General features: G+C 40.6%; 13 protein-coding genes. 11 read left to right on the forward strand and 2 right to left on the reverse strand.

Features of this window, described 5'->3' with window-relative positions:
* The first annotated feature begins 4 nt into the window (after nucleotides 1-4).
* From dnaG to AAEY68_RS02180, 11 genes are all read left to right on the forward strand, one after another.
* The gene (dnaG, locus tag AAEY68_RS02130; RefSeq protein ID WP_007586534.1) at nucleotides 5-1,756 is read left to right on the forward strand and encodes a DNA primase; all 1,752 of its coding nucleotides are present in this window, start codon (nucleotides 5-7) and stop codon (nucleotides 1,754-1,756) included.
* 124 nt (nucleotides 1,757-1,880) lie between these two features.
* Nucleotides 1,881-3,728: an RNA polymerase sigma factor RpoD gene (gene rpoD, locus AAEY68_RS02135; protein ID WP_007586533.1), complete on the forward strand. Its 1,848-nt coding sequence runs from the start codon at nucleotides 1,881-1,883 to the stop codon at nucleotides 3,726-3,728.
* A 67-nt stretch (nucleotides 3,729-3,795) separates the two neighbouring features.
* Nucleotides 3,796-4,677, forward strand: a complete 882-nt coding sequence (gene prmA, locus AAEY68_RS02140; protein ID WP_010553367.1) for a 50S ribosomal protein L11 methyltransferase — start codon at nucleotides 3,796-3,798, stop codon at nucleotides 4,675-4,677.
* Nucleotides 4,678-4,958: 281 nt separating this feature from the next.
* Nucleotides 4,959-5,930, forward strand: coding sequence for a tRNA dihydrouridine synthase DusB (dusB, locus tag AAEY68_RS02145; RefSeq protein ID WP_010553368.1), 972 nt, complete (start codon nucleotides 4,959-4,961; stop codon nucleotides 5,928-5,930).
* Nucleotides 5,931-5,949: 19 nt separating this feature from the next.
* Nucleotides 5,950-6,240, forward strand: a complete 291-nt coding sequence (gene fis / locus AAEY68_RS02150; RefSeq protein ID WP_002957804.1) for a DNA-binding transcriptional regulator Fis — start codon at nucleotides 5,950-5,952, stop codon at nucleotides 6,238-6,240.
* 191 nt (nucleotides 6,241-6,431) lie between these two features.
* Nucleotides 6,432-8,018 carry a bifunctional phosphoribosylaminoimidazolecarboxamide formyltransferase/IMP cyclohydrolase gene (purH, locus tag AAEY68_RS02155; protein WP_350585417.1) on the forward strand — a complete coding sequence of 529 codons (1,587 nt, stop codon included), beginning with the start codon at nucleotides 6,432-6,434 and terminating at the stop codon, nucleotides 8,016-8,018.
* A gap of 106 nt (nucleotides 8,019-8,124) precedes the next feature.
* Nucleotides 8,125-8,946, forward strand: coding sequence for a class I SAM-dependent methyltransferase (locus AAEY68_RS02160; RefSeq protein WP_007586523.1), 822 nt, complete (start codon nucleotides 8,125-8,127; stop codon nucleotides 8,944-8,946).
* A gap of 15 nt (nucleotides 8,947-8,961) precedes the next feature.
* Complete coding sequence (gene purD, locus AAEY68_RS02165; protein ID WP_165725127.1) at nucleotides 8,962-10,245, forward strand: phosphoribosylamine--glycine ligase; 1,284 nt, start codon at nucleotides 8,962-8,964, stop codon at nucleotides 10,243-10,245.
* A gap of 112 nt (nucleotides 10,246-10,357) precedes the next feature.
* Complete coding sequence (locus tag AAEY68_RS02170; protein ID WP_010553371.1) at nucleotides 10,358-12,898, forward strand: EAL domain-containing protein; 2,541 nt, start codon at nucleotides 10,358-10,360, stop codon at nucleotides 12,896-12,898.
* A gap of 22 nt (nucleotides 12,899-12,920) precedes the next feature.
* Nucleotides 12,921-13,730 carry a DUF2797 domain-containing protein gene (locus AAEY68_RS02175; protein ID WP_010553372.1) on the forward strand — a complete coding sequence of 270 codons (810 nt, stop codon included), beginning with the start codon at nucleotides 12,921-12,923 and terminating at the stop codon, nucleotides 13,728-13,730.
* 6 nt (nucleotides 13,731-13,736) lie between these two features.
* A complete protein-coding gene (locus AAEY68_RS02180) occupies nucleotides 13,737-14,030 on the forward strand; it encodes a DUF4144 family protein (protein WP_010553373.1) in 294 nt (97 codons plus the stop codon).
* A 13-nt stretch (nucleotides 14,031-14,043) separates the two neighbouring features.
* Here AAEY68_RS02180 and AAEY68_RS02185 read toward each other — a convergent pair whose 3' ends face one another.
* Entirely contained in the window at nucleotides 14,044-14,961 is a 918-nt protein-coding gene (locus AAEY68_RS02185) for a histone deacetylase family protein (protein ID WP_024590604.1), read from the reverse strand.
* A gap of 122 nt (nucleotides 14,962-15,083) precedes the next feature.
* Nucleotides 15,084-16,625, reverse strand: coding sequence for a serine hydrolase (locus tag AAEY68_RS02190; protein ID WP_024592505.1), 1,542 nt, complete (start codon nucleotides 16,623-16,625; stop codon nucleotides 15,084-15,086).
* Nucleotides 16,626-16,632 lie beyond the last annotated feature (7 nt).

The following is a 16,632-nucleotide window of genomic DNA, read 5'->3' on the forward strand; positions in this document are numbered from 1 at the left end:
ACTAATGGCTGGAAAGATCCCACGTAACTTTATAGACGATTTACTTGCCAGAACCGATATTGTCGACCTGATAGACTCAAAAGTAGGTCTAAAAAAAGCAGGTAAGGATTATCAAGCTTGTTGCCCATTCCATAACGAAAAATCGCCCTCATTTACCGTATCGCAAGACAAACAGTTCTATCATTGCTTTGGTTGTGGCGCTAATGGTAATGCTATTTCGTTTGTAATGGAGTATGAAAAGCTTGAGTTTGTAGATGCTATTGAAGAAATAGCAAGCATGCTTAACTTAGAAGTACCTCGAGAACAAGGCACAAACTCAGCACCAGAACGTACTGCTGCGCAAAAGCGCTCTGATTACGATTTAATGCTTCATACTGCGCGCTTTTATCAGCACCAATTAAAACACCACAGTAATTCTGCCGCCGTTATTGAATATGTAAAAGGCCGTGGTTTAAGTGGTGAGACAGTTAAAAAGTTTATGATTGGCTACGCTCCCAGCGAATGGGATGGATTATGTCTTCAGCTTGGCCGTAATAAAGAACAAAAAGAGCAATTAGTTGAATTAAAGCTAGCTTCAGAAAAAACACCAGGCAGACAATTTGATTTTTTCCGCGACCGATTAATGTTTCCTATTCGCGATAAACGCGGACGCGTTATTGCATTTGGTGGGCGTGTAATGCAAGCCGACCAAGGGCCAAAATATTTAAACTCGCCAGAGACCCGAATTTTTCATAAAGGCTTTGAGCTTTACGGGCTTTATGAAGCAAAGCAAGCCCATAAAAAACTTGAGCATGTAATGGTTGTGGAAGGTTACATGGATGTTGTTGCCTTAGCCGAGCAAGGGATTGAATATGCCGTTGCATCACTAGGTACCGCAACAACAAGCGAGCACATGCATACGCTGTTTAGAACAACAGATAAAGTAATCTGTTGTTACGATGGCGACAGAGCTGGCCGTGATGCAGCTTGGAGGGCGCTTGAAAACGCACTTCCTTATTTAAATGACGGTAAAGCACTGCAATTTACTTTTTTACCCGATGGCGAAGACCCTGACTCTCTTGTACAAAAAGAAGGTAAGGAGCAATTCGAATTGCGCCTAAGCCAAGCAGATGACTTTACCAAAGTATTGTTTAATAAATTAAGCCAAGAAGTTGATTTAACACTCGACTCAGGAAAAGCTAAATTACTCAGTGCAGCACTTCCACTCATTGAAAAAATCCCAAGTGAATTTTATCAAGAAAACATTCTTGAACAGTTAGGGCGTTTAATCGGAAGAACACGTGAGCAATTAAATAACCGTTTAAAAACGCCTAAGCAACAGCATTCGATTGAACGTAAGTTTAAAATAACACCAATGCGTCAAGCGATTGGTATTTTAATTCAACATCCTAACTTAGCTAAAAATGTGCCATATTTACCTGAACTCGCACAAATGAATATTGCTGGTATAGGGCTATTATTACGCTTACAAGAGCAAGCTTTAGAAAAAGAAAGCATTACCACAGCGCAACTACTCGAATTTTTTAGAGGAACTGAAGATTACGAGCCCTTAATCAAGCTTGCAACGTGGCAACACGACATAAATGAAGAGCGTTTAGAGACGGTTTTTAAAAATACTTTCAAGTTTATTGAAGATCAGTGTTTAAATTATCGACTCGAGACCCTATTAATAAAGGACAAGACACAAGGCCTTAGTAGCGACGAAAGACTTGAGTGTCATTTGTTAATGACAGCGTTAAAAGCCACTAACAGCTAGTCAAAATTGATTTAAACTGTTATACTGTGCTATTCACTGCGTCACATTATTCTAGTTGGCTTTAATGCAAACTACATGATGGCGCCTGTTGTATCAACTTATCAGAGTGGAAGAAACAATCTCTATGGATCCAACTCCTCAGTCACAATTAAAACTTCTGATTCAAAAAGGTAAAGAGCAAGGCTACTTAACTTTTGCAGAAGTAAATGATCACCTTCCACAAGACATTATAGACTCAGATCAAGTAGAAGATATCATAAGCATGATTAATGATATGGGTATCAAGGTTAGCGAAAACGCGCCTGATGCTGATGAATTAATGATGCAAGAAACAACGACAGACGAAGACGCAGCTGAAGCTGCCGCTGCAGCCCTTGCGACTGTAGAAAAAGAAATCGGCCGTACAACGGATCCGGTTCGCATGTACATGCGTGAAATGGGTACTGTTGAACTTCTTACACGTGAAGGCGAAATTGTAATCGCTAAACGTATCGAAGAAGGCATTAACCAAGTACAGATTTCTGTTGCAGAGTACCCTGAAGCAATCACTTACCTGCTAGAGCAGTGGGATAAGTTTGAAGCTGAAGAAATGCGTTTAAGCGATATCATCGTTGGATTTATCGATCCTAATGAAGATACAGCGCCAATTTCAGCAACTAATATCGGTTCAGAATTAAGTGCTAAGCAACTTGATGACGATAAAGATGACAAAGATGATGCTGATAGCGATGACGAAGATGAAGAAGAAGTAGACACAGGGCCAGATCCTGAAGAAGCGCGCATTCATTTTGAAAATTTACGTGATTTATACAATAAAGCACGTGATACGTTTGAAGCTAAAGGTCGTTCGCATCCTGAATCACAAGCCGCCATTTTTGAAATTGGTGAGCTTTTCAGAACCTTTAAATTAATACCTAAACAGTTTGACCGCATGGTAAATAACATGCGTGAAATGATGGATCGTGTTCGCGTTCAAGAACGTCTAATCATGAAACAAGCTGTACAAATTGCTAAATTACCGAAGAAAACATTCGTTAAGCATTTTGCTAATAACGAAACTGACGCTTCGTGGGTAGATTTAGAAATTTCAGGTAACGAAAAATACTCAGCTAAACTTGAAGAAGTTAAGCCAGAAATCATTCGTAGCATTAATAAACTATCTGTTATTGAACAAACAACAGGTTTAAGCATTGAGCGTATTAAAGACATTAACCGTCGAATGAGCATTGGTGAAGCGAAAGCACGCCGTGCGAAAAAAGAAATGGTTGAAGCTAACTTACGTCTTGTAATCTCAATTGCTAAAAAATATACAAACCGTGGCTTACAATTCTTGGATTTAATTCAAGAAGGTAACATTGGTCTGATGAAAGCAGTTGATAAGTTTGAATATCGCCGTGGTTATAAGTTCTCTACTTATGCTACGTGGTGGATACGTCAAGCAATCACTCGCTCTATTGCTGACCAAGCAAGAACAATCCGTATTCCAGTACATATGATTGAAACGATTAATAAACTTAACCGTATTTCTCGTCAAATGTTACAAGAAATGGGTCGTGAGCCAAATCCAGAAGAATTAGCAGAACGCATGATGATGCCTGAGGATAAAATCCGTAAGGTACTTAAGATTGCTAAAGAGCCAATTTCAATGGAAACACCAATCGGTGATGATGAAGATTCTCACTTAGGTGACTTTATCGAAGATACAACTATTGATTCGCCAATCGATTCGGCAACAATGGAGTCTCTTCGTGGCGCAACTAACGATGTACTTGCAGGCCTAACAGCCCGTGAAGCTAAAGTACTACGTATGCGTTTTGGTATTGATATGAATACCGACCACACCTTAGAAGAAGTAGGTAAACAGTTTGACGTAACACGTGAACGTATTCGTCAAATAGAAGCGAAAGCGCTGCGTAAATTACGCCACCCTTCTCGCTCAGATTTACTGAAAAGCTTTTTAGACGCTAAATAATTTAGCGCTACTATATAAACTAAAAAGGCCGCTATAGCGGCCTTTTTTCTATTTGAAGGAAATAATCATGGCTTGGATCCAAATTCGTATTAACGCCAATGCTGCAACAGCAGATGCAGTAAGTGACCTATTAATGGAAGCGGGTAGTGCTTCAGTAACCTTTATTGACGCAAAAGACACCCCTATTTACGAACCCAAAATTGGCACCGTTGTATTTTGGGCTGATACAACAGTAATTGGCTTGTTTGAAGCTAATCACGATATGAATGAAGTCGTTGCGTTATTGAAACGCCATGATGAACTAAAAGACAATTTAGTATACAAAATAGAGCAGCTTGAGGATAAAGACTGGGAACGTGAATGGATGGATAACTTCCACCCTATTCAATTTGGTGAAAGGCTATGGATTTGTCCAAGCTGGCGCGACATTCCAGATCCTGATGCAGTAAATGTACTGCTTGACCCTGGCCTTGCTTTTGGTACAGGCACACATGCAACAACGGCCTTATGTCTTAAGTGGTTAGAAAGCCAAGATCTAACAGGTAAAACGGTTGTTGATTTTGGTTGTGGCTCAGGCATTTTAGGTATTGCAGCTATAAAACTAGGCGCAGAGCGCATGATTGGGATTGATATTGATCCTCAAGCGCTTGAGGCAAGCCTCGATAATGCTAACCGCAATGGCGTTGCAGACAAACTTGAAGTATACCTTCCAGAAAACCAACCTGAGTTTACCGCCGACATAGTAGTGGCAAATATATTAGCCCAGCCACTTCGCGAATTGCACAGTGTAATTTTAGGTTTATTAAAGCCTGGTGGAAAAATTGCCATGTCGGGTATTTTAGAAGAACAAGCACAATCAGTTGCTGATATTTATGCACCGTTTATTGAACTAGATGACATCGCCGTTGAAGGTGATTGGACTCGAGTAAGTGGCACTAAAAAAGCGTAATAAACTGCATAACCAAATTTAGAGCATTAACTCAAAACCTGCATGTAAAGCCTGTATTTAACAGGCTTTACTATTTTTTTACATATTAAAAGTTTTCTGATTATTGTGTAAAAAATAAAACTTGTATAAATTTCAAACAAATCAACCTACTTGTCATGTGGTTATCAAATGTCAATACGAAAAGGGCAAAAAAAAGTTACTTTTGTTCAATTTATAGCCTTTGATTTTTGTGAAAAAAACCGTAAACTTAGCGCCCCTTGAAAAGAGGCCTATTGAATATAGTGCGTATCGGTAAATACCAACTTGAGAATAATGTAATTGTCGCGCCAATGGCTGGCATTACAGACAGACCATTTAGACAACTTTGCCGTCGTTTAGGCGCAGGGCTAGCTGTTTCTGAAATGCTATCGTCTAATCCTAAGGTTTGGAAAACGGAAAAGTCGATGAATCGTATGGATCACAGCGGTGAGTCGGGTATACGCGCTGTGCAAATTGCAGGAGCAGATCCTGAGCTTATGGCGCAGGCCGCACAATTCAATGTTGCTAACGGTGCACAGATCATAGATATCAATATGGGGTGCCCAGCAAAAAAAGTGAACAAGAAACTCGCAGGCTCTGCCTTATTACAGTTTCCTGAACTTGTGGAAGAGATTATTGATGCAGTCGTTAATGCTGTTGATATACCTGTGACACTTAAAATCCGTACAGGATGGGATCCGGATAACCGTAATGGTGTAGAGATTGCGAGAATAGCTGAACGTTATGGCATTGCATCACTTGCTGTACATGGGCGTACGCGCGCATGTATGTACAAAGGTGATGCTGAGTACGCCACGATTAGGGATATAAAACGTTCAGTGTCGATTCCTGTTGTTGCCAATGGTGATATTACATCACCAGAAAAAGCAAAACAGGTTTTAGACTATACGGGTGCAGATGCCATTATGATTGGCCGAGCCGCCCAAGGTCGCCCTTGGATATTTAGGGAGATAGACCACTATTTGCGAACTGGGGAACACTTACAGCCGCCTGCTATTGCAGAGGTGCGCAGTATTTTAATGGAGCATTTAACAAACCTCCATCTGTTTTACGGTGAGCCAATGGGAGCGCGAATTGCTCGCAAACATGTATCTTGGTATTTGCAAACCCATGACAGTGATGGTCAGTTTAGGCGAGTATTTAATGCGCTCGACAACCCACAAGCACAGGTCGTCGCATTAGAGCAATACTTTAAAACACTAGCAGCTAACTAAGAAAGAAAGAGACTTAATAATGTTCGAACAAAACGTGACTTCTCCATTTATCACTAACCCTCATGTTCAGTCACACGAGAAACCGCAGCCATTGCGTGATGCAGTAAAAAAAGCTGTTCACCACTATTTAAAGCAGCTTAACGGTCAAGATGTGCAAGACGTTTACGACCTTGTTCTTTCAGAGCTAGAAGCGCCATTACTTGAAGAAGTAATGACATATACACGTGGTAACCAAACTCGTGCAGCAATTTTACTAGGTATCAACCGTGGTACTTTACGTAAAAAGCTTAAAAAATACGGCATGAACTAATATGCTGGCTGTGATTTATCACAGCTAATTATTAAAAAAGCACCCTAGGGTGCTTTTTTTATGCCCGTAGTTTAATAGCCGAGTTGCAAAATGCTCACCCTCATCGGCGCTTTATAAGTCGTTTTTTGAGTTGTAATCAGTTAAAATGCCCGCTTCTAAGCTAGCTCATTAACTGAGGAAATCAAACTACAATGGATACTCATCGTCCCATTCGTCGCGCACTATTAAGTGTGTCTGATAAAACCGGTATTGTTGAATTTGCCCGCGCACTAGAAGCGCAAGGCGTTGATATATTATCAACTGGCGGTACATGTAAACTACTTGCTGATAACGGCATAAAAGTGACTGAAGTATCAGATCACACAGGCCACCCTGAAATCATGGATGGTCGCGTAAAAACTCTTCACCCAAAAATTCACGGCGGCATATTAGCCCGTCGCGGACAAGATGAAAGCGTAATGGCAGATAACAACATTTCTGCTATCGACATAGTTGTAGTTAACTTATACCCCTTTGCGAATACAGTCGCTCAAGAAAACTGCAGCCTTGAAGATGCTATTGAAAATATTGATATTGGCGGCCCTACAATGGTTCGTGCAGCCGCTAAAAACCACAAAGACGTAACAATCGTGGTAAACGCGAGCGACTACGACCGTGTTATTAGCGAAATGCAAAACAACAATGGCTCTACTACGTATAAAACACGTTTTGACTTAGCGATTGCAGCTTACGAGCACACTGCCGCATACGATGGCATGATTGCTAACTACTTCGGTAAAATGGTTCCTGATTACACCGAGGAAGCTGCTGTAGAGACTAAATTCCCACGTACTATCAATATGCAGTTCACTAAAAAGCAAGATATGCGTTACGGTGAAAACTCACATCAAGATGCTGCTTTTTATGTGGAAAGTGACATTGCTGAAGCATCAGTTGCAACAGCAACTCAATTGCAAGGTAAGGCCCTTTCGTTTAACAACATTGCAGATACCGATGCAGCACTTGAATGTGTTAAAGAATTTGACGTACCTGCGTGCGTAATTGTAAAACATGCTAACCCGTGTGGTGTTTCAATTGGGGACAATATTCTACAAGCATACGAGCGCGCTTTTAAAACAGACCCTACATCAGCATTTGGTGGCATTATTGCCTTTAACCGAGAGCTAGATGCAGCAACTGCACAAGCAATTGTTGATCGTCAGTTTGTTGAAGTAATTATCGCACCTAGTATTTCGAGCGACGCTGCAAAAATTGTTGAAGCTAAAAAGAACGTTCGTTTATTAGAATGTGGACAGTGGACAGGTAAAGAAGCTGGCCAAGATATTAAACGCGTTAACGGCGGTATTTTAGTTCAAGACCGCGATTTAGGCATGGTAACGCAAGGCGACTTAAAAGTTGTTTCTAAACGTCAACCTACAGAGCAAGAACTTAAAGATTTACTATTTTGTTGGAAAGTAGCTAAGTTTGTTAAATCAAACGCAATTGTTTATGCCCGTGACGGTATGACCATTGGTGTAGGCGCAGGCCAAATGAGCCGCGTATACTCAGCTAAAATTGCAGGCATAAAAGCTGCCGACGAAAACCTTGAAGTTAAAGGTTCAGTTATGGCGTCTGATGCGTTTTTCCCATTCCGTGATGGAATTGACGCAGCAGCAGCCGCTGGCATTACTGCGGTAATTCAGCCAGGTGGCTCAATGCGTGATGAAGAAGTGATTGCAGCTGCTGATGAAGCTGGCATGGCAATGGTACTTACTGGTATGCGCCATTTCCGCCACTAATCACACAAAGGGTTAAACGTTGGTTTAACCCTTTTTGTTTGCTATAAATTCACGTATTCTGATTATTCAATAACCTATTTAAAATTATAATGTGAAGGAACAAACAATGAAATTTGCGCTAAAATCGCTACTTGTAGCCACACTAACGATGACATCGACTATGGCGCTTAGCCATAACCACGAATCGAGCCTTGAGCATGCACTTCAATCAAGCGAACGTAGCGCTAAAAATAGCGTTCGTGACGAATATCGTCACCCGGCTCAAACACTTGCATTTTTTGGCTTTAAACCAACTATGACAGTTGTTGAAATTGCGCCAGGCGGTGGTTGGTATAGTGAAATTTTAGCGCCAGCACTAAAAGAGCAAGGTACTTATTATGCCGCGCACTTTCCTGCTGATTCATCAGTTGGCTACTACCAACGATCTCTTGCGGGCTTTAAACAAAAAGTAGCTGAAGATGAGCGCTTTAGTAGCGTTAAAATTACTGAGTTTGCACCTGTAACACATTTAGATATTGCGCCAGCTGGCAGTGCCGATATGGTTTTAACTTTTCGTAATGTGCATAACTGGTATATGGGCAAAGATAAAAGCGGTGCATTAAGTGCATTCCAAGCTTTTTATAAAGCCCTTAAACCAGGTGGTACATTAGGTTTAGTTGAACACCGTTTAGCTGAAGAACGTGCTGACGAAGATCAAAAAACATCAGGTTATATGAAGCAGAGCTACGTAGTAGACCTTGCTAAACAAGCTGGGTTTGAATTAGTAGCAAGCAGTGAAATAAATGCAAATCCAAAAGATACAGCCGATCACCCTAAAGGTGTATGGACGCTACCACCAAGCTTAAGACTCGGCGAACAAGATGCTGACAAATATAAAGCCATTGGTGAAAGCGACCGCATGACGCTGAAATTTAAGAAACCGCTTTAAATAGGAATTTTCGCCATGAATGTTTTAGTCATTGGCAGCGGCGGCCGCGAACACGCACTTGCGTTTAAAGCCGCTCAAAACACCAAAGTAAATACTGTATTTGTAGCCCCTGGTAATGCAGGTACTGCACTTGAACCAAAACTTGAAAACGTAGCAATAAACGTTGACGACTTAGAGGGTTTACTTAGTTTTGCACAGCAAAATAAGGTAGAGCTTACTATTGTAGGTCCAGAAATACCGTTAGTACTGGGTGTTGTTGATAAGTTTCGTGAACATAACATGGCTATTTTTGGCCCAACGGCAGGCGCAGCCCAGCTTGAAGGCTCTAAATCGTTTACTAAAGATTTTTTAGCACGCCACAATATTCCATCAGGCGATTATCAAACGTTTGAACAAATTGACCCAGCCCTAGCTTATTTAAAAGAAAAAGGCGCGCCAATTGTTGTAAAAGCAGATGGTTTAGCTGCAGGTAAAGGCGTAATTGTAGCAATGACGGAAGCCGATGCCGAAGATGCTATTCGCGATATGCTTGCGGGTAATGCTTTTGGCGATGCGGGAAGCCGTGTTGTTATTGAAGAATTTTTAGAGGGTGAAGAAGCGTCTTTCATTGTAATGGTTGATGGCAAAAACGTATTACCATTTGCTACCAGTCAAGACCATAAACGCGCTTACAATGGCGATGCCGGTCCTAACACGGGTGGCATGGGTGCATACTCACCTGCGCCAGTTGTTACGGATGAAATCCACCAGCGTATTATGAACGAAGTGATCTACCCTACGGTAGAAGGCATGGCAAGCGAAGGCCATCCGTACACCGGCTTTTTATACGCAGGTTTGATGATTGACGAAACAGGTACCCCTAAAGTAATTGAGTACAACTGTCGCTTTGGCGACCCTGAAACTCAACCAATGATGCTACGTTTACAATCAGACTTAGTTGAATTGATTGAAGCTGCTAACCGTGTAGAACTTGATAAAACAACGATTAAGTTTGACCCACGCGCAGCCGTTGGTGTTGTACTTGCAGCTAAAGGTTACCCTGGTGATTACCCTAAAGGTGATGCAATTTCGGGGCTAAAAGTTGATTACCCTGCGGGTGAAAAAGTGTTTCATGCGGGTACTAAGCAAAGTGGCAATGACGTTGTAACCGCAGGCGGTCGCGTATTATGCGCAACAGCACTTGGTAACACTGTTACAGAAGCGCAGCAGCGCGCCTATGAGCTTGTTAAACAAATTAGCTGGGATGGTATGGAATATCGTACTGATATAGCTTACCGTGCTATTGCACGCGAGCAATAGCCTGTAATACCTATTCATTGGTATAACCAGTTAATTTAACTACAAAAGCGCAGTTTATCTGCGCTTTTTTAGTGCTACACTAATTAAAAGGTTTTTTAAAAGTAAATTAACGTTGGAACTAAGAACTTTACGTTACCATGCAATTGCTGTTGCCATACTGATATTTATATTTTTTATAATCAGTACATTGGCATCAAACCTTGTCGTGCCTACACGATATACAATTGATAAAACGGCTCCAATGTACCTCGATTACGCCTACTATATTGACGAAACCAAAACTAAAACATTCGATACCATCATTAACCAACCTGAATTACTTACTCATCAACCATTTTCAGATGTTCCATGGAGTTTTAGCCAGCAAAACTATTGGTTGTTTCTTGATTTAGAAAATAAAAGCCTTAACAAGCAAAATGTTGTGGCACATTTTGACAACCCTATGGTCGATCACCTTACGGTTTATCGCCTCGATAAAAACAACAAACTAATTGAAACATACAAACTCGGCGATAAAGAAGAAGCCCTCTCTTTGTTTGAATACAGCGTACCGCATATTCGTTTTTTAGTAGAAAGAAAATCGTCACAGCGCCTAGTAATGAAAATAGACACAGTCGGCATAAGTAAAACACCAGTAAACTTATATCGTGATAAAGAGTTTATTGACTTAGTGCGCTCTCAAACTGGGATCTGGGGTATTTTTGTAGGCGTGCTATTGATGGCTGCGCTTTATAACTTGGTGCTTTATTTTGGCATAAAAGACCGTGTTTATTTAATTTATATTGGCTATATCATTAGTGCGTTAACCTTATTGGGTGCAGTGCTTGGTTTTGGATTTTATTTATGGCCAGTGCAATGGCAGTTATATATTCACGAAAAAGTCATATTTTTTAACTACGCAATATCATTTTTCACTCTCGCCTTTTGTACTATGTTTTTACGCTATCACAAGGACAATTGCTGGCGATACAAAATGAGCGTAAAACTGCTTTTGTTTATGTCAGTAATGGCTATAGCTAGTCTATTTATTCCTGAGTACATTGCAGCCCCGTTGTTTTTTTGTGTAATGGCACTTTTATACGTTGTTTGTATTATTTTAATTTATAACAAGCTACGTAGCGGCTTTAGGTGGGCTAAGTTTTATGTACTTTCGTGGATACCGCTGATATTTGGTGCGGTAATACAGCCTATGGAGCTCACTGGCTTTTTGGCTTATAGCTTTACCTCCCGCCATGCCTTTTTAATGGCTATTTTGTGCGAAGTTATTTTAATGGCAATGGCGTTAGCTGACCGAGTAAGGTATCAGCGCGAACGTGCGCTTTACCATGCCACGCACACACAACAAACAAAGTTACTTAATAGCTCCAAGCTAAAACAAGCATTTATGGCGCTACAAAGCCAAAACCGCTCAACAACTTTATGTTTAATAAAAATACGTCACTTTAATTCGCTCAATACAATTATTACCTCTTCTCAGGGCTACACACTTATAAAGCATGTAGCCAAAGAGCTTGAATTAGAACTCAGCCATGAACGCGAATTTACAAACCTCGAAACAGATTTAAACACCAGCCCACGCTTAGCCGATTTAAGCAGTGGCGTATTTGCCTGTATTTCTACTAAAACACAAAACCAAGAAATGCTAGAAGCACTACTGACTAAAATAATTAGCAGCCTACCAAAACAATATGAAATTAAAGGGCTAAACCTGCAGCTTAGTTACAGTATAGGTATTAGTAGTGCAGGTAAGAGTAACGACTTTGAATATTGGTTAAAGCGTGGTTATTTAGCGCTTAAAAAAGCAAAAGGTAGCGTTAATCAAGTTGGGTCATCGTCAAACGGTAATAATCTAATGATGGACGTTGCTCTAGCTGCTAAGTTGCAACAAGCCATCAAAACAAATCAACTGGCACTTTATTACCAACCTCAAATAAACTTATTAAGTAACCACGTAAGTGGTGCTGAAGCTTTATTACGTTGGCCCGACCCAACTTACAGCAACTTATCAATTGAAGAACTAATAATACTTGCTGAGCACACAGGCATTATTAACGAGCTAACACTGTGGGTAATAGAGCAAGCCTGTAAAGACATAGTCAAGCTTACAAAAAATGGCTATAACGAGCACACAATTAGCGTAAATTTAAGCGCTAAAAACTTAACTATAAATAACTTAGCCGAAAAAGTAGAAAATATTTTAATTAAATACCAAGTGCCGGCACAGTTACTTAAATTTGAACTAACCGAATCGGCCTTCGTAGATAGCCAGGATGCACTTATAAAGTTAGTTGATGAGCTAACCGCATTAGGTATTAAAGTAGTACTGGATGACTTTGGGACAGGCTATGCGTCACTTAGCTACTTAGTCAATTATCACTTTAGTGAACTTAAAATAGATAAGTCATTTGTTTTTGATTTACCTAATAACCCTACTCACCAGGTTATTGTACAAACAGCCATTGATATGGCGCATAACCTCAATTTATCAATAACAATTGAGGGGGTAGAAACCCAAGAAATCCATCACTTACTCAAAGATATGAACGCTGACTACGCCCAAGGTTATTTATACGCAAAAGCACTGCCTTACACCGACTATTTACACTTCTTAAAAAGCCAATATAGCTTAAAAATGTTAGACTCCTCTTTTTAACATCTTTAGGGGCCAAGTAAAGATGCAAGGCACACTGCGTAAATTAAAATCGAGCTTAACCGAACCAGTACAATATCACTTACCTGTAGGTGAACACCTAGTAGACTTAAATGCATTTATAGGTAAGGAGCTTACGCTTACCTTTAGTGGCACTATTTTATGTTCTAACTGCGGTAAAAAAACCAAAAAAAGCTATTCTCAAGGTCACTGTTTTGTATGCATGCGCAAGCTCGCTAGTTGCGATATGTGTATTATGAAACCAGAAACCTGCCACTACGACCAAGGCACGTGCCGAGAGCCACAGTGGGGTGAAGAAAACTGCATGATTCCGCACTATGTATATCTCGCTAACACCTCTGGGTTAAAAGTAGGTATTACCCGCCACACACAAATACCGACTCGTTGGGTTGATCAAGGCGCGACTCAGGCATTACCTATTTTTAAAGTGCAAACTCGCCTGCAATCAGGTTTAGTGGAAGTTGCATTGGCTGAATTTATTGCCGATAAAACGAATTGGCGCAATATGCTAAAAGGTCAAAACGAAGCAATTGACTTAAAAGCAGCTGCAGCCGAGCTGATCCCACAAATTAGTGAAAAGCTAAACGAGCTCAGTGAATTATTTGGCGCAACAGCAATAGAACAACTTGATGAAGATGTGGTTGATTTAAACTTTCCAGTAACCGAATACCCAACAAAAATCAGCTCATTTAACTTTGATAAAGACCCTGTTGTAAGTGGTGTTTTACAAGGTATTAAAGGCCAGTACTTAATTTTTGAAAAAGGCGTTATTAATATTCGTAAATTTACGTCTTATGAAGTAACCGTAGGCTAACGGGCTATGTTAAACAGCTATCCACAGTTATTGGTTATTTATAATGAGCTTGAGATAGCCCATAACCAACAAGAGCAACAAGAGTGCTTACACAGCGTTATGCAAAGTGAACTAAGCGATGTGCGAGTACTTAATAAGCAAGGTGACTACCTTAATTTACAAGGCACTGCTTGCCCTGAATTGAATGGCGAGCAACTAGCACAGCTTGTTACAGCTTACTTATTAAATGAAGGACAATGCTGCCTTGGTAAAATCAAAACCCTAAGCACAGCGCAGGCGTTTGATTTATTAGGGCTATAAACACTCTCTTTATTTAAACCTCAGTAAGCACTTTTATATGCGCTACAGCACTGCGACCTAAAGCTGATAGCGCATAGCCACCTTCTAAGTACGAAATAACACCTTTGCAGCCGCCCTCTTTAGCAACACCACATAGTTGCTCGGTAAGCCAAATGTAGTCATCCTCTACAAACTTTAAGCTCGCCATATCATCTTCTAGGTGTGCATCAAACCCTGCGCTTATAAAAAGTAATTCAGGCTTAAACGCTTTTAATTTTGGTAACCATTGCCCAGTAAACACCTCTTTTAGGTCGTCGCCATTACTAGCAATTGGCAGAGGTGAATTAACTATATGACTATTATTTTTAACCGCTGTATTTGGGTAAAACGGATACTGAAATAACGAACAAAGCAGTACGTTTTCGTCATCAATAAAAATGTCTTGTGTGCCATTCCCATGGTGTACATCAAAGTCAGCAATCGCAATCCGCTTAATCCCTTTGCTTTGTGCGTACTTAACGGCAATAGCTAAGTTATTAAACACACAAAACCCAGATGATGAATCTTTATTAGCATGATGCCCTGGCGGGCGTACTGAGCAAAAAGCAGCATCGAGTTTATCGGCAAGTATTTCATCAACAGCTAACAACCCGGCACCTACTGCCCGCTCAATCGCTTTAAACGAATCGGGGCACAACCACGTATCGCCATCTAAATTAGCGAGTCCTTCGGTTGGTAGTGTAGTTTCTACGTGTTTAACTAAAGCCTCATCGTGAGCAAGTAAATAATGCTCACGCTCGGCCTTAGGTGCCTGCAGGTGTGTTAAGCCAACATCTACACCGCTGGCTAATAATCTGTCGGTAATTGCATCTAAGCGCTCTGGGCATTCTGGATGGTCGTCTATCATTTTATGTTTACGGCAATGAGGGTGTGAAATAACTGCAGTACGCATAAAATGCTCCTAGCCAAAGTAAATTGAGTGTTTAATATAACAAAGCCACCTAATGGTGGCTTTGCGACTTTGGTGTATATCGACACTTTAAATATCGATACCTTGAATATCAATATTATTAGCTATTTTGCTTTTAAATGCAGGTTTCTAAAATCAAAGCTAAAGTCGGTAACTTGTGTTGATACTGCACGCATTTTAGCGCTGTTTACACGGTTTTGTGAGCTCATTTCAAAACGAATAAACGCATCCGCTTCAAGCAGCTTTTCATCCCACTTAACTATAAATGTATTACCAGTGTAATGCTCAAGAGTGCCTTTTAAGCGCTTGGTATGCGTAAAATCAATATGCAATTTACTATCAAGCTGCTCAATAATCACATCGCCATACCAATCATCATGTAATGTACCGGTGTAATTAATGTTTGGTAATTGTGGTTGGTAGTCAGCGGGGGCTTCTGGTTTTGCATTAGCGTACGCGTGTTGTTTACCCTCAAAATGACTTTTAGCTAAATCCTCTACCCAGTCTTTATCTTCAAGCTCAAGCGCATCTTCAAGTACTTCATGAGTTACTGCCGAAAGTGCACCAAAAGCTTGTTGATTAGATAAAATAACAATACCGAGCTTTTTCTCAGGCAATAAAGTAACTTGCGATACCATACCTAAAATACCACCACCGTGACCTAGCTTTTTAAAGCCGTGGTAGTCTTCAATACTCCAACCTAACCCATAACCCCTAAACTGCTGATGATACGACTCAAACGCGCTTTTAGACGCCATAGACGTAATATGTGGGTGCCACATTTGCGCTTGTTGCTTTTCGCTAAACAGCTGCTCGCCACTTGGCATTTTACCGCCTGCTAATTGCGTACGAAGCCATTGGCTCATATCGCTTACACTTGAAGCAATTGCACCTGCACCTCTAAAATCTTCTAGGTAGTTCACAAAAAATGGATGAAGCGTACCATCCATAGAAATATGACCTGTAGCCCAGTTTTTATTACTTTTTGGAATACGTGAAAAGCCTGCGCGTGAGTTGTCCATGTGTAGCGGTTGTAATATATTTTTTTCGATATAATCGTTCCAGCTCATACCCGACACACGTGCAACCACTTCACCAGCGGTAACAAACATCAGGTTGTTATAAGCGTATTTACTACGAAAACTGCTCGCTGGTTTTAAATACTGTAATCCCGCTAAAATTTCATCAACTGACTTGTCGGTACTTGGCCAAATCATTAAATCGCCTTGCCCAAGCCCTAGCCCACTGCGGTGGCTTAATAAGTCACGAATACGCATTTCGCGTGTTACGTATGAGTCGTATAATCTGAACTCTGGTAAATGATCAATTACGCGGTCATCCCAGCTTAATTTTCCTTCATCAACCAACTTGGCAAGTGCCGCTGTTGTAAACGCTTTCGTGTTTGAAGCAATACCAAACAAGGTGTCTTTGTTTACTTTTTTGTTGGTATCGAGATTAGTTACACCAAAGCCTTTAGCAAATATCACTTTATCGTTTTCAACAATGGCGACTGCCATACCAGGTACATCAAAACGTGCCATTGACGCTTTAATAACGTCGTCAATTTTGTTGGTATCAACTTGTGCCCAGCTGCTAAACGTAGTGCCTGCTAGTAGTGCAATTGCGGCAAGTTTGGTTAATTTCATATCAATC

The organism is Pseudoalteromonas sp. RB2-MNA-CIBAN-0110 (assembly GCF_040309305.1).
Lineage (GTDB): Bacteria > Pseudomonadota > Gammaproteobacteria > Enterobacterales > Alteromonadaceae > Pseudoalteromonas > Pseudoalteromonas arctica.

What these genes read in the sequence shown, in the direction of transcription:
- AAEY68_RS02190 (WP_024592505.1), bottom strand. Translation starts at nt 16,625, where the DNA reads ATGAAATTAACCAAACTTGCCGCAATTGCACTACTAGCAGGCACTACG.
- AAEY68_RS02160 (WP_007586523.1), top strand. Translation starts at nt 8,125, where the DNA reads ATGAAATTTGCGCTAAAATCGCTACTTGTAGCCACACTAACGATGACA.
- purH (WP_350585417.1), top strand. Translation starts at nt 6,432, where the DNA reads ATGGATACTCATCGTCCCATTCGTCGCGCACTATTAAGTGTGTCTGAT.
- AAEY68_RS02175 (WP_010553372.1), top strand. Translation starts at nt 12,921, where the DNA reads ATGCAAGGCACACTGCGTAAATTAAAATCGAGCTTAACCGAACCAGTA.
- purD (WP_165725127.1), top strand. Translation starts at nt 8,962, where the DNA reads ATGAATGTTTTAGTCATTGGCAGCGGCGGCCGCGAACACGCACTTGCG.
- AAEY68_RS02185 (WP_024590604.1), bottom strand. Translation starts at nt 14,961, where the DNA reads ATGCGTACTGCAGTTATTTCACACCCTCATTGCCGTAAACATAAAATG.
- dnaG (WP_007586534.1), top strand. Translation starts at nt 5, where the DNA reads ATGGCTGGAAAGATCCCACGTAACTTTATAGACGATTTACTTGCCAGA.
- AAEY68_RS02180 (WP_010553373.1), top strand. Translation starts at nt 13,737, where the DNA reads ATGTTAAACAGCTATCCACAGTTATTGGTTATTTATAATGAGCTTGAG.
- prmA (WP_010553367.1), top strand. Translation starts at nt 3,796, where the DNA reads ATGGCTTGGATCCAAATTCGTATTAACGCCAATGCTGCAACAGCAGAT.
- rpoD (WP_007586533.1), top strand. Translation starts at nt 1,881, where the DNA reads ATGGATCCAACTCCTCAGTCACAATTAAAACTTCTGATTCAAAAAGGT.
- fis (WP_002957804.1), top strand. Translation starts at nt 5,950, where the DNA reads ATGTTCGAACAAAACGTGACTTCTCCATTTATCACTAACCCTCATGTT.